Origin of the sequence: Corynebacterium sp. USCH3 (genome assembly GCF_037619475.1) — a bacterium.
GTDB lineage: Bacteria > Actinomycetota > Actinomycetes > Mycobacteriales > Mycobacteriaceae > Corynebacterium.
In genome coordinates this window covers 503056-515879 of the sequence record NZ_JAQPZT010000003.1, presented here as the reverse complement: position 1 = coordinate 515879, position 12824 = coordinate 503056, and the positions used below count along the sequence as shown (strand labels likewise).

The window sequence follows — 12824 nt, the reverse complement described above, 5'->3', positions numbered from 1 at the left end:
GCGTAACCCAGGTGCCGAAATCGGTCGATGCCGAGCCTCTCGGCATACCGTTTTCGGCACCTGAATCACGCCATGAGGTCGACGGCGGTGATCAGCCGGCGGCACGCCCGGACAAAGAGTGCCCCCTGTGGGACTCGAACCCACACTGTGCCGATTTTAAGTCGGCTGCCTCTGCCAATTGGGCTAAAGGGGCGTACTTCCCGGGCCGTCTAGCTGTTGCGCTCGATGACCTCGGCCAAGATACCGTCCAGGATATCTTTCTCACTGACGGTGATCGACGTCAGCCCCTTGTCCAGGAACCGGGAGGCGAAGGCGTCGATCACGATCGCACCGCCACCGATCACGTCGGCACGCCCCGGGTGCATCGCCGGGTGCTCCCGGCGCTGCTCCACCGTCTCGCCCAGCAGAGAGCGGGCCGTCGACCGGAAGCCCGCCAGGTCAATCTCCGACATGTGGGTCTTCTCCGGGTTGTATTCGGTGAGCCCCTGCTGAATTGCCGCCACGGTCGTCACGGTGCCTGCGACACCCACGACGCGGGTCACACTGTCGAGGTCCACGTTCTCCTCCACGGTGGCCATCAGACCGTCCACGTAGGCCCGGGCCTCGGCGATCTCCCCGTCGGTGGGCGGCACGGTGTGCAGGTAGCGTTCGGTGAGCCGCACGCAGCCCATGTCCGCGGAGTACGCCTGACCGCTCCCCTCCCCGTAGGCGTCGACGACGAACTCGGTGGATCCCCCGCCCAGGTCGATCACGCAGATGTGCCCGTCGGTGGAGTCCATGTCGGCGACGGCCCCGGCGAAGGACAGCTGTGCCTCGCGTACACCTGTCACGACCTCCGCCTGCACACCCGGGGCCACGCGCCCCAGGTGACGACGGGTGATGGCGAAGAAGTCCTCACGGTTCTCTGCGTCGCGGGTGGCGGACGTCGCCCCCATCATCACGTCGGTGACCCCGTTCATGATCATCCGGTCGGCGTAGATGCCCAGCGCCTCGTCGACACGGTCGAGCGCGGCGTCGGCGAACCGTCCGGTGGCGTCCACACCCTGTCCGAGTCGGACGATGATGTTGTCGCGGTTGATCTCCCGCAGGCTCCCGTCGTCGAGGACCTCGCTGATCAGCAGACGGATCGAATTCGTGCCGCAGTCGATGGCGGCGAAGGTGCCGGTCACTGGTCCTCCTCGTCAGAACGGTCATAGGTCATCTCGTCGACGTGTTCGTCGAACGCCACCTCAATGGACGTGCCGAGGTCCTCCGGAGTGGGCCAGTCGGCGGGGATGGCGGTACCGGAGAGTTTCGGGGTGTGCGCCGCAGCAAGCGCCACCGCCTCGGTACCCAGGCGCACCCGCGAAGGACCCTCCGCCAGCGCGTAGGCGATCAGCACGTGCAGGCACTTCACCCGGTCCGGCATACCGCCGCCGGAGAAGTCCGTGCCCAACGACTCGATGGCGTCGCGCTCCGCCAGGTAGTGCTCGTGGGCCGCCTGGTAGTCGGCGGCGAGCTCGGCGTCCTCCCGCAGGCGGGCCTGCATCGTGCGCATCACGCCGGCGACCTCCAGGCGGGACGCCTCGGCGGTCAGCCGCGGATCGGTGAGGTAGTACAGCGTGGGGAACGGTGTGCCGTCCGGCAGGCGCGGGGCGGTCTTGACCACGGCCGGCGCCCCGTCCGGGGTGCGGTAGGAGACCTCGATCGCACCACGGATCTTGCGTCCGAGCTGGCGGGACATGGTCTCGTAGTCGGTCTCGCTCACGGTCACTACTGTGCTCCCTGCTGTTGTTGCTGCTGCTGTTCCTGCAGTTCACGCTGCAGGTCGGGGTCGCCCTCCTGGGCGGGCGCCTCGGGCTGGTCCGGGTCAATCGGCAGATTACCGGACTCACCGTCACGACGGCCGCCCTGCCCCGGCTCACTGTCGCCGTCGCTGTCCCCGTCCTCGTCGGGCGTGGCGACGGAGCCCCACAGCTGGGTGTACCAGGGGTCGGGCTCGGAATCATCGTGTTCCACGCCCGGGTCGGTCGGCGAACTGGTGTTGATCCGCGGGTCCATCAGGCGGAAGGCGGACTCCCCCGGCTCCACGACCCCGAGGCGTGTCCGGGCCTGTTCCCGCACGTAGGCCTCGCTGTTGTACCGGTCGAGCTCGGCGTTGAGGTCATCACGCTCCGCCAACTGCCGTTCGATGGTGGCGTTGACCTCCGCCAGCTCGGCACGCTGCTGGAAGTAGTTGCGCAGCGGTGTCGCCACGGACAGGGCGACGAACGCCACCACCAGGATCACCGCGACGGTGACCAGGGGGTTCATCTTCTTCGGGAGTTCGACGAAGGACCGCGCCAACTTCCGCGGCGCCTGCCGTACCTGCCGCTGCCGCCGGTCGCGTTTCTCCACGGACCGTGGTCGTGGCAGACCGGGGCCGTCGGTACGTGCGCTGTCGCGCTCGTCCGACGGCCTCGTGTCGTCCCGGTCCCTCCGGTCGCGTGTACCCATGGGGACCGATTCTAGCCCGTTGCCCCGGGACTACTTCGCAGTGAACCGCGGGAACGCGGATGCACCGGCGTAGACCGCGGCACCTTCCAGGTAGCTCTCGATGCGCAGCAGCTGGTTGTACTTGGCCACGCGCTCGGAGCGTGCCGGGGCACCGGTCTTGATCTGGCCGCAGTTCAGCGCGACGGCCAGGTCGGCGATGGTGGTGTCCTCGGTCTCACCGGAGCGGTGGGACATCATCGACTTGTAGCCGCTGTTGTGTGCCAGGGCGACGGCGTCGAAGGTCTCGGTGAGGGTGCCGATCTGGTTGACCTTGACCAACAGGGCGTTGGCGACGTCCTCGTCGATGCCGCGGCGCAGGCGCTCCGGGTTCGTGACGAAGAGGTCGTCGCCGACGAGCTGGACCTTGTCGCCGATCTCGGCGGTGAGCTTGGCCCAACCCTCCCAGTCGTCCTCGTGCAGCGGGTCCTCGATGGAGACCAGGGCGTACTCCTCGACGAGTTCGCCGTAGACCGTCGCCATCTCCTCGGCCGTGCGCTTGCCGCCCTCGAAGTTGTAGTGGCCGTCCTCGTAGAACTCGGAGGCGGCGACGTCGAGCGCGAGGGCCACGTCCGTGCCGAGGGTGTAACCGGCGGCGGAGATCGCCTCGTCGATGACGTCCAGTGCCGCACGGGTGGAGTCGACGGAAGGGGCGAAGCCACCCTCGTCACCCAGGCCGGTGGACAGTCCCTTGTCCTTCAGCACCTTCTTCAGGGAGTGGTAGACCTCGGCGCCGATACGCAGGGCCTCGCTGAAGGTCTCCGCACCGATCGGGGCGATCATGAACTCCTGGACGTCCACCCCGGAGTCGGCGTGGGCACCACCGTTGAGGATGTTCATCATCGGCACCGGCAGGACGTGGCCGTTGGGGCCACCGACGTAGCGGAAGAGCTGCAGGCCGGCGGACTCGGCGGCCGCCCGGGCCACGGCCATGGAGACACCGAGGATGGCGTTGGCGCCGAGACGGGACTTGTTGGGGGTGCCGTCCAGTTCGATCATGGCCTGGTCGACGAGGCGCTGGTCGTCCGCCTCGATACCGACGAGTGCTTCGTCGATCTCGTCGATGACGTTCTTCACTGCGCCGAGGACGCCCTTGCCGAGGTAACGGTCACCACCGTCACGCAGCTCGTGCGCCTCGTGCACGCCGGTGGAGGCACCGGAGGGCACGGCGGCCCGTCCGACGGAGCCGTCGTCCAGACCCACCTCGACCTCGACTGTCGGGTTACCACGGGAGTCCAGGATTTCGCGGGCGATGATCTGCATGATTTCGGCCATGTGGGTGTCAGCCTCCTCGGCTGGAGAAGTCGGTGGGATGTCAGTCACCATCATACTGCCCTATCGGCACCGTGTCCGTCAGGAGACCGGTCAGGCCGCCTGACCCAGCGCGTAGTTCGCCGCGGCGTCCCGCACCGAGATCATGTACTCCTCGGAGCGGTTGTAGCTGAACAGTGCCCGACTCCACCCGTCGGCGGTGTCCAGGTCCCGCTCATGGCCGCAGAGCAGACGTCCGGCGGCGGCCGCGGCGTCGCCGATGTCGTGGGGGTCTCCCCCGGCGCCGTAGATCCCCCAGGATTCGGGGAGGAACTGCATCGGTCCGACGGCACGGTCGTACTCCGGGTCCCCGTCGAGTTCACCGTTGTCGGTGTCCGGGATCTCCATGAAGTCGCCGGACCCGTCCAACCGTGGCCCGATGATGCGACCGCCGTCCTCCCCCACCCCGTAGGTGCCGTGGTGGGACTCGATGAACCCGATGCCCGCCAGGGTGTTCCAGGCGATGTTGCAGGACGGGAACTCCGTCGCCGCGGTCTGGGCGCCACTGACGTAGCCGGCGAGGTGGTCTTCGGGCATCGAGAGTGACTCGGCCGTGGCGGCGAGGTCGTGCACGGTGGCGGCGCGCGCCGGCGGCACGTCCTCCGGCACCGGGACGCGCTCCTCCTCGGGCTCCTGCTCGTCGACCAGGAACACCCCGACGACGATGACGACGAGCAGGACGGTGGCGACCAGGCCGAGGAAGCCGCCGCACCCGGCGCGGCCGCTCGGACGGGAGCCTCGGGACACGTCCGTCACGTCCCCTCCGCGAGGCAGAGGATCGCCGACAGGGAGGCGACGGAGAGCTGGACGTCACGCCCTTCCACGGTGACCACGGCCATGTCCGGGTAGGGGCGCTCCCCGACGACGAGGCGGGCCCCCGGCGCGATGCCGTTGTCCTGCAGGTAGCGCAGCAGTGCCCCGTCGCGGTCACTGATCCGGTCGACGAGCAGTCGCTGGCCCACACCCGCCTCGGAGAGTGGTTCGGTGTCCGGGACAGCGATCGCCCCGTCCGGGTCGGGAATGGGGTCACCGTGGGGGTCGCGGACGGGGTGCCCCATCGCCGCGTCGATACGGGCGATGAAGGTGTCGGACACGGCGTGTTCGAGGACCTCCGCCTCGTCGTGGACCTCATCGACACCGTAGCCGAGCTCGCGCAGCAGGTAGGTCTCGATGAGCCGGTGGCGGCGGACCATCTGCAGGGCCAGTCGCCGACCGTCCTCGCTGAGGGTGATGTCACCGTAGGGCGCGTGGACGACGAGCCCTTCGGCGACGAGCCGCTTCACCGCCTCCGACGCGGTGGAGCGGCGCTGCCCCAGCTCGTCGGCGAGGACGGAGAGGGACGCGCCGCTGCGGTCCCACTCCTGGAGATCGTAGATCTTCTTGAGGTAGTCCTGCGACCGGTCCGGCAGATCGGTGACATGCATGGCGGTGAGTCTACCCCAACTCCCCCTGTGCTCCACGGCAACGGCCCCACCGGCACCGTTGCGGGTAAAACGGCATGAAGTATAGAGTTCGCGTTGTTGAACTTATCTCATCGCCCATGGAGAACTTCTGTGATCCCGACTATCCGCGGAACCGCCGCGACAACCGCTTCCGTCCTTCTGGCCGGCGGCCTCGTCGCCTGCTCGTCAGGTGACACAGGCAGCACAGGCAGCACAGGCGGTGACGTCCCCGAGGTCCTCGCCACCTTCACGATCCTCGCCGACATGGCACAGGAGGTCGCCGGGGACGCCCTCGAGGTCTCCTCGCTGACCCGCCCCGGCGCCGAGATCCACGGGTACGACCCCACCCCGGGGGACATCCGCACTGCCGCCGGCGCCGAGGTGATCCTCAGCAACGGCCTGGGACTGGAGAACTGGGTGGACAAGCTCACCGCCGACTCCGACGCCACCCGCGTCACCGTCACCGAGGGCATCGACCCCGTCCCGATCGACGGCACCGACGAACCCAACCCCCACGCCTGGATGAGCCCGGTGCTGGCGACGGTCTACGTCGACAACATCGTCGAGGCCCTCAGCGACTTTCAACCGGCCGACGCCGACACCTTCCGGGACAACGCCGAGGCCTACAAGAGACAGCTCGACGAGGTCCAGAACGACCTGACCGAGGGACTGTCCCACCTGCCGGAGAGTCAGCGTGCCCTGCAGACCTGTGAGGGCGCGTTCAGCTACCTCACCCGGGACGCCGGCCTGGCCGAGAGCTACATCTGGCCGGTGAACTCCGACGCGGAGATCACCCCCGACCAGATCCGTACCGCCGCGTCCTTCGTCGACGACAACGACGTCCCCGCGGTCTTCTGCGAATCCACCGTGGACCCGGGGCCGAAGGAGCAGCTCATCCGGGACACCGGCGCGCGCGACGGCGGCACGCTCTACGTCGACTCCCTCACCGAGGCCGGTGGCGACGCCCCGACCTACCTCGACCTGATCCGCTACGACGTCGACACCATCGTCGCGGGCATGCGGGGCGACAGCTAGTGGGACACGCCATCACCCTGCGGGACGTGTCGGTGAGCTACGGGACGGTCCGCGCACTCGACAACGTCTCCCTGGACCTGGACGCCGGCGCCGTCCACGGACTGGTCGGCATGAACGGGTCCGGCAAGTCCACCCTGTTCGCCACCCTCACCGGTGGCGTCCGCCCCGACACCGGGACAGTCACCGTCACCGGCAGCACCGCCTACGTGCCCCAGTCGGAGAAGGTCGACTGGACCTTCCCGGTGAGTGTGCGCGACGTGGTGATGACCGGTCGCTACGGGCACATGGGCCTGCTCAAACGTCCCCGCCCCGCCGACCGGAAGGCGGTGGACGATGCCCTGGCCCGCACCGACCTGACCGCACTGGCCGACCGTCAGATCGGCCAGCTCTCCGGCGGCCAGAAGAAGAGGACGTTCGTCGCCCGCGGGCTGGCGCAGGACGCCGGTGTCGTCCTGCTCGACGAACCGTTCGCCGGGGTCGACACGGTCAGCCAGACGACGATCAGCGACCTGTTGCGTGCCATGGCCGGGGACGGACGCTGCGTCCTGATCTCCACCCACGACCTCGGCTCCGTCCCGGAGCTGTGCGACACGGTCACCATGTTGCAGCGCACCGTCGTCGCCCACGGCGCCCCGGCGGACGTCCTCACCACCGGCAACCTCCTGTCCACCTTCAGCACACCCGGAGAGGGGAGATAATGTCCGACCTTCTGTGGCTCCTCGAACCCCTCGAGTACGGATTCATCCAGCGCGCCCTGCTCGTGGCCACGGTCACGGCCGTGATCGCGGGCCTGCTGTCCTGCTGGCTCGTGCTCATCGGCTGGTCGTTGATGGGCGACGCGGTCTCCCACGCCGTCCTGCCCGGGGTGGTGGTCTCCTACATCCTCGGCTGGCCGTTCGCCGTCGGCGCCCTAATCGCCGCGCTGCTCGCCGTCGGCATGGTCGGGGCGGTGGGGCAACGCACCACCTTGAAGGGCGACACCGCCATCGGGGTCATCTTCACCGCGCTGTTCGCCCTCGGGCTCGTCCTGGTCTCGGTGACCCCGGCAGGGACGAACCTGCAGGAGATCCTCTTCGGCAACCTGCTCGGCATCTCCCGGGAGTCGCTGGTCCAGGTCCTCCTCTTCGGCGCACTCGCCCTGGTGATCATGCTCGTCATGCGCCGCACCATCACCGCCTGGGCCTTCGACCCCGATCATGCCCGCATCATCGGGATGCGCACCGGCGCGATCCGGTGGACGGTGATGGTCTGCCTCGCCCTGGTTGTCGTGGCCTCCATGCAGGCGGTCGGCGTGATCCTCGTCGTCGCCCTGCTCATCACCCCCGGTGCGACGGCCTACCTGCTCACCCGGCGGATCGCCCGGATGATGCTCATCGCCCCGGCCGTGGCGTGGGGCAGCTCGGTGGCCGGGATCTGGCTGAGTTTCTACGAGGACATCTCCGCCGGCGGCGCGATCGTGCTGGTCCAGGCCGGGGTCTTCCTGCTGGTCTACCTGTTCGCCCCGCGCGAGGGACTGGTGACCACGGCGGTGCTGCGACGCCGTCGCGCTACTTCCCCCACCCCTCGGAGTTCCCCCCGAAGCGGTGCTCCAGCTCACGACGGAACGTCTCCACCGCGGTGATCAGCCGGTTGTCCGAGTCGCCGACGTTGTCCCGCTCCAGGCCGATCATCGGGAACCGGATGTCCGTCGGGATCTCGGAGTCGTGCAGGCCGTTGCGACGAGCCAGGATGATGACCTCCTCGGCTGCCGCGAGCGCAGACGGTGCAGACGGTGCAGACGGTGCAGACGGTGCAGACGGCGACGGGGCCGTCACCGCGGCGAAGGTCCCGGCATGGGGCTCCTCACGGTGTGTGGCCTTCTCCTTGTAGGCCGGCTTACCCTCCTTCTCCCGTCCTTCGGCCCACAGACGGTCCTGCTCGTCACGGGACACCGGACGCTCCACGTCCTCGAAGAGGTACGGAGCCCGCGAGCGCATCTTCGCCACGAACGCGCCGGCGACGTGCCCGATGTCGAACGCGCCGCGCCGGTTGGCGATCTCGGCGTGGAAGAGCACCTGCAGCAGAATGTCCGACAGCTCGGTGCACAGCTCCTGCTGGTCGATGCCGGACTCGTCCTCACCGGGCTCCACCTGGGAGATGACCTCAGCCAGTTCCTCGGTCTCCTCCCGCAGGTAGGCCAGCAAGGAGTGGTGGGTCTGGGACTGCTCCCACTCCCCCTGCCGCATCGCCCGGGTCATCAGCGCCACGGCATCCTCGACCTCGTCCATCACCGACGACGGCACCTCGGTGCGCGAGGTGCGTCGCAGTCCTGCCACCGCGGCGGTGTGGTCGTCCGTGCCGACGATCTCCCCGTCCACGACGCCGCCGCCCGAGTAGTCCACGGCCGCCGGTTGTTGCCCGGTCGTCGCAGCCAACGCCGTGTCCGACGGCGCCTCGATCTCCCGGTCACCGGCCATCTCCATCAGCAGACTCGGTGCCTTGACCAGCGCGTCCCCGCGCTCGAGCCGTTCCATGACCGCGTCATTGGCGAGGTCGGTGGTGACGATCACCTCCGTGTCGTCCACCGTGTGCCCGCCGAGGTCGGCGATGACCCAACGGATCCGTACGGGCACCTCCTCGGTGTAGCAGACGTCATCACCGAGCAGCGGTACCGCCTCCACAGGCAGCATCGCGGGGAACCTGGGATCCAGCAGCACGACTGACATGGAGGTCAGTGTACCGGGTCACCGTCCGGTCTCAGCGGGTAACCGGCTCCGTGTGTCCGGCCACCGCCGTGACGTCGCGTCGCGGCACGCCCGCCAGGTCGGTGAGCACGTTGGCGCACCACTGCACCAGGTCGAGGTCGCGCAGGGCGACGGCACGCATCCCTGACCCCTCCTTCGGCACCGGGACCAGCACCGTCTTCGGTGTCGCACGGTAGGTCGCCGCGGGAAACAGCCGCTTGAGCCGCACCTGTCCGGAGTCCGCCAGCGTGATCGGGGAGAAACTGATCTTCGCCCCGGTCTGGATGACCTCGGTGACGTCCAGGTCCCGGCACACCATCCGCAGGCGTGCCACGACCACCAGTCGCTGCACCTCCTCCGGGATGTCGCCGTAGCGGTCCCGCAGCTCCTCCAGGACCTGCTCCAGGGCACCGTCGTCGGTGGCCTCGGCGAACTTCCGGTAGGCCTCCAGACGCAGCCGCTCGCTGGCGATGTAGGTCACCGGGATGTGGGCGTCGACCGGCAGGTCGATCCGGATCTCCCGACGCTCCGCCGTGTCCGAACCGTCCACCGTCTCCCCGTCCGCCATTGCGCGGAAGGCCTCGACGGCCTCACCGACGAGCCGGACGTAGAGGTCGAAGCCGACCCCGGCGATGTGGCCGGACTGCTCGGCACCCAGGACGTTGCCCGCCCCGCGCATCTCCAGGTCCTTCATCGCCACCGCCATGCCGGCGCCCAGGTCGTTGTTCTGCGCGATGGTGGTCAGCCGGTCGTAGGACGTCTCGGTGAGCGTCTCCCCCTTCGGGTAGAGGAAGTAGGCGTAGGCACGCTCACGCGAGCGCCCGACGCGTCCACGCAGCTGGTGCAGCTGGGACAGTCCCATGTGGTGGGCGTTCTCCACGATCAGGGTGTTGGCGTTGGCGATGTCCAGCCCGGTCTCCACGATGGTGGTGCACACCAGCACGTCGAACTCCCGGTCCCAGAAACCCTGCACGGTGGTCTCGAGCTGTTCCTCACTCATCTGGCCGTGCGCGACGACCACCCGGGCCTCCGGCACGAGCTGCCGGATCCTCGAGGCGGTGTCCTCGATGCTCTTGACCTTGTTGTGGACGTAGAAGACCTGCCCGTCGCGCAGCAGCTCCCGACGGATCGCCGCCGCCACGTGCTTCTCGTCCTGCGAGCCGACGTAGGTCAGCACCGGATGCCGGTCCTGCGGCGGGGTGAGGATCGTCGACATCTCCCGGATGCCCGCCATCGACATCTCCAGGGTCCGCGGGATCGGGGTGGCCGACATGGTCAGCACGTCGACGTGGGTACGCAGCGACTTGATGTGTTCCTTGTGCTCCACACCGAAACGCTGCTCCTCGTCGACGACGATCAGCCCCAGGTTCTTCCACTGGATCCCGGTCCCCAGCAGCCGGTGCGTGCCGATCACGATGTCGACGGTGCCGTCGGCCATGCCCGCGAAGACCTCCGCCGACTCCTTCGGCGAGGTGAAACGCGACAACTCCCGGACCTGGGTGGGGAAGTCCTGCATCCGGTCGATGAACGTGCGGTAGTGCTGCTGCGCCAGCAGCGTCGTCGGCACCAGGACGGCGACCTGTCGACCGGACTGCACCGCCTTGAAGGCCGCACGCACCGCCACCTCGGTCTTGCCGTAGCCGACGTCGCCGACGATGACCCGGTCCATCGGCACCGGCTTTTCCATGTCACCCTTCACCGCCTCGATGGCGTTGAACTGGTCCTCGGTCTCGGTGAAGGGAAACGCCTCCTCCATCTGCCGCTGCCACGGTGAGTCCGGGTCGAAGGCGTAGCCGGGTGCGGCCTGCCTGGCCGCGTAGAGCTGCACCAGCTCGCCGGCGATCTCCCGGACCGCTCCCCGGGCCTTCTTCTTCGTGTTCTTCCAGTCCGACCCGCCCATCTTCGACAGGGACGGCTTCTCGCCACCGACGTAGCGGGACAGCAGGTCCAGCTGGTCCATCGGCACGTACAGCTGGTCACCGGGACCACCCCGCTTCGACGGGGCATACTCCAGCACCAGGTACTCACGTCGGGACGCGTCCGGCCCCTTGCCGATCGTGCGTTCGGTCATCTTCACGAACTTGCCGATGCCGTGCTGGTCGTGGACGACCAGGTCACCCGGTGCCAGGGCCAGCGGGTCCACCCGGTTGCGTTTCTTGGCCGGTTTACGCCGCCCGTTCGCGCTGGCCTCCACACGGTTGCCGGTGACATCGGACTCGGTGACGAACAGCAGTTCGCGGGTGTCGAGCCCGGCGTGCGCCGCGGCCTGGTAGATGCTGACCGTCCCGGCGGCGGGAACCTCGTCCGGGGTGTGCTTCGAGCGACGCATCCGCCCCTGCCCGGTGATGCCGTCAAGGTCCACCCCCACGGCCTCCGCGGCGATCCCGGCCTCCCGGAACCGCCGCAGCATCCGGGCCACGATCGTCGGCGACGGTGCCGCGTAGGCCACCCGTCCGCCGTCCTCCACCCGACGACGGATCGTGGACATCAGTTGGCCGATGGCCTCCATCTCACCGTGCGGCGCGGGCGCGGGGTCGAAGTCGAGCAGCAGCGGCTCGGACTCGTCATCAGCGTCGTCGTCCCAGTCCGCGACACCGGTCGGCGACAGCGTCCACCACGGTGCCTCCAGGGCGTCCTGCGTCGCCCGCAACGACGCCAGGCTCCGGTACCCCGCGCGGTCGACGTCCCGGTCGCCGGAGCTGTCGGCGATGGCGTTAATGGCATTGACGTCCATCGGCGCCGCACCACCCATCGCCGCGACCTCCCATCCGGCGGCGAGGAACTCACGGCCGGTGGCGATGAGATCCTCCGCCCGGCGCTCCACCGCCGCCGGCGCGAGCACCACGGTGTGGGCGCCGTCGGGCATGAGCTCGGGCAGAGTCTGCATCGGCCCGTCGTAGAGCAGCGGGATCAGCGACTCCATCCCCTGCACCGGGGTGTGCTGGCTGATCTTGTCGAACGCCTCCGCCAGCTCCGGGTTGCCCGCGTTCTCCCGTGCCAGCGATGCGGCGCGCCGGGCGACGTCGTCGGTGATCAGCAGTTCACGGACCGGGTGCGCGAGCACCGGCTGCGTCACCGCCTCCGGGATCGTGCGCTGGTCGCCCACCGAGAAGGCCCGGACCTCGCTGACCTCGTCGCCCCAGAACTCGACACGCACCGGCATCTCCGCGGTCGCCGGGAAGATGTCGAGGATCCCTCCGCGGGTCGCGAACTCGCCACGTCGGCCGACCACGTCCGAGTGGGTGTAGCCGAATTCCACGAGGCGTTTCTGCACGTCGGCGAAGTCGAGTTCCTCGCCTTCCACGAGCCGTACCGGCTCCACGTCCCCCAGGCCGGCCATCACGGGCTGGACCACCGACCGGGTCGGTGCCACGAGAACCCGGACATCGCCGTGGGCGAGCCGGTACAACGCCTGACGACGCTGCGACACCGTCTCCACCCCCGGTGACAGCCGCTCGTGCGGGAGCGTCTCCCAGGACGGCACCATCGCGACCCGGTCCCCCAGCATTCCGGTGAGCTGGGCCGTGAGGTCCTCGGCCTGGCGTCCCGTCGCCGTCACCAGCAGGACCGGCGCGTGCTGTGCCAGCGTGCCGACGGCGAACGGCCACGCCGCCTCCGGCCCCTGCAGGTGCAGACGCCGGTCACCGACGTGGGTGACCATGCCCCTGAGTTTGGGATCGGAGGCGACGGAACGCAGTACCCCGGACAGCGGAGGTGTCGGGGTTGTGTGGGTGGCACTCATGGGCAACCATCGTAGTCTGACGACCATCAGGTAGAGTGACCGGTTGACCGGGACGCACGG

The 12824-nt window shown here is 68.8% G+C and carries 11 protein-coding genes and 1 tRNA gene; 3 read left to right on the top strand and 9 right to left on the bottom strand.

Going from position 1 to position 12824, the window contains the following annotated elements; all coding sequences use genetic code 11:
* Nucleotides 1-119: 119 nt before the first annotated feature.
* From PQI66_RS08565 to PQI66_RS08535, 7 genes are all read right to left on the bottom strand, one after another.
* Nucleotides 120-193 (bottom strand) — tRNA-Leu (locus PQI66_RS08565).
* Nucleotides 194-209: 16 nt separating this feature from the next.
* Nucleotides 210-1169 (bottom strand): Ppx/GppA phosphatase family protein, encoded by a 960-nt coding sequence (locus PQI66_RS08560; RefSeq protein WP_339997475.1) that lies wholly within the window; start codon nucleotides 1167-1169, stop codon nucleotides 210-212.
* Nucleotides 1166-1753 carry a DUF501 domain-containing protein gene (locus tag PQI66_RS08555; RefSeq protein ID WP_312980932.1) on the bottom strand — a complete coding sequence of 196 codons (588 nt, stop codon included), beginning with the start codon at nucleotides 1751-1753 and terminating at the stop codon, nucleotides 1166-1168. Before PQI66_RS08555 ends, PQI66_RS08560 begins: the two co-directional genes overlap by 4 nt.
* Nucleotides 1753-2475, bottom strand: coding sequence for an FtsB family cell division protein (locus PQI66_RS08550; protein ID WP_339997473.1), 723 nt, complete (start codon nucleotides 2473-2475; stop codon nucleotides 1753-1755). The genes PQI66_RS08555 and PQI66_RS08550 overlap by 1 nt, the downstream gene beginning before the upstream one ends.
* 30 nt (nucleotides 2476-2505) lie before the next feature.
* Entirely contained in the window at nucleotides 2506-3786 is a 1281-nt protein-coding gene (gene eno, locus PQI66_RS08545; protein ID WP_339997472.1) for a phosphopyruvate hydratase, read from the bottom strand.
* Nucleotides 3787-3876: 90 nt separating this feature from the next.
* Nucleotides 3877-4578, bottom strand: coding sequence for a hypothetical protein (locus PQI66_RS08540; protein WP_339997471.1), 702 nt, complete (start codon nucleotides 4576-4578; stop codon nucleotides 3877-3879).
* Entirely contained in the window at nucleotides 4575-5246 is a 672-nt protein-coding gene (locus tag PQI66_RS08535) for a metal-dependent transcriptional regulator (RefSeq protein ID WP_339997470.1), read from the bottom strand. The genes PQI66_RS08540 and PQI66_RS08535 overlap by 4 nt, the downstream gene beginning before the upstream one ends.
* Nucleotides 5247-5375: 129 nt before the next feature.
* Between PQI66_RS08535 and PQI66_RS08530 the strand changes: the two genes are divergently transcribed.
* Genes PQI66_RS08530 through PQI66_RS08520 form a run of 3 tightly spaced genes read left to right on the top strand, consistent with a single transcriptional unit; the run spans nucleotide 5376 to nucleotide 7920 of the window.
* On the top strand, nucleotides 5376-6299 hold the full coding sequence (locus tag PQI66_RS08530) for a metal ABC transporter substrate-binding protein (protein WP_339997468.1): 924 nt from the start codon (nucleotides 5376-5378) through the stop codon (nucleotides 6297-6299).
* Nucleotides 6299-6997 (top strand): metal ABC transporter ATP-binding protein, encoded by a 699-nt coding sequence (locus PQI66_RS08525; RefSeq protein WP_339997467.1) that lies wholly within the window; start codon nucleotides 6299-6301, stop codon nucleotides 6995-6997. The genes PQI66_RS08530 and PQI66_RS08525 overlap by 1 nt, the downstream gene beginning before the upstream one ends.
* The gene (locus PQI66_RS08520; RefSeq protein WP_339997466.1) at nucleotides 6997-7920 is read left to right on the top strand and encodes a metal ABC transporter permease; all 924 of its coding nucleotides are present in this window, start codon (nucleotides 6997-6999) and stop codon (nucleotides 7918-7920) included. The genes PQI66_RS08525 and PQI66_RS08520 overlap by 1 nt, the downstream gene beginning before the upstream one ends.
* Here the strand turns inward: PQI66_RS08520 and PQI66_RS08515 are convergent.
* On the bottom strand, nucleotides 7847-9004 hold the full coding sequence (locus PQI66_RS08515) for a MazG nucleotide pyrophosphohydrolase domain-containing protein (RefSeq protein ID WP_339997464.1): 1158 nt from the start codon (nucleotides 9002-9004) through the stop codon (nucleotides 7847-7849). The genes PQI66_RS08520 and PQI66_RS08515 overlap by 74 nt on opposite strands.
* A gap of 31 nt (nucleotides 9005-9035) precedes the next feature.
* Complete coding sequence (mfd, locus tag PQI66_RS08510; RefSeq protein ID WP_339997462.1) at nucleotides 9036-12764, bottom strand: transcription-repair coupling factor; 3729 nt, start codon at nucleotides 12762-12764, stop codon at nucleotides 9036-9038.
* Between the last annotated feature and the right edge of the window lie 60 nt (nucleotides 12765-12824).

What these genes read in the sequence shown, in the direction of transcription:
- mfd (WP_339997462.1), bottom strand. Translation starts at nt 12,764, where the DNA reads ATGAGTGCCACCCACACAACCCCGACACCTCCGCTGTCCGGGGTACTG.
- PQI66_RS08515 (WP_339997464.1), bottom strand. Translation starts at nt 9,004, where the DNA reads ATGTCAGTCGTGCTGCTGGATCCCAGGTTCCCCGCGATGCTGCCTGTG.
- PQI66_RS08520 (WP_339997466.1), top strand. Translation starts at nt 6,997, where the DNA reads ATGTCCGACCTTCTGTGGCTCCTCGAACCCCTCGAGTACGGATTCATC.
- PQI66_RS08550 (WP_339997473.1), bottom strand. Translation starts at nt 2,475, where the DNA reads ATGGGTACACGCGACCGGAGGGACCGGGACGACACGAGGCCGTCGGAC.
- PQI66_RS08535 (WP_339997470.1), bottom strand. Translation starts at nt 5,246, where the DNA reads ATGCATGTCACCGATCTGCCGGACCGGTCGCAGGACTACCTCAAGAAG.
- eno (WP_339997472.1), bottom strand. Translation starts at nt 3,786, where the DNA reads ATGGCCGAAATCATGCAGATCATCGCCCGCGAAATCCTGGACTCCCGT.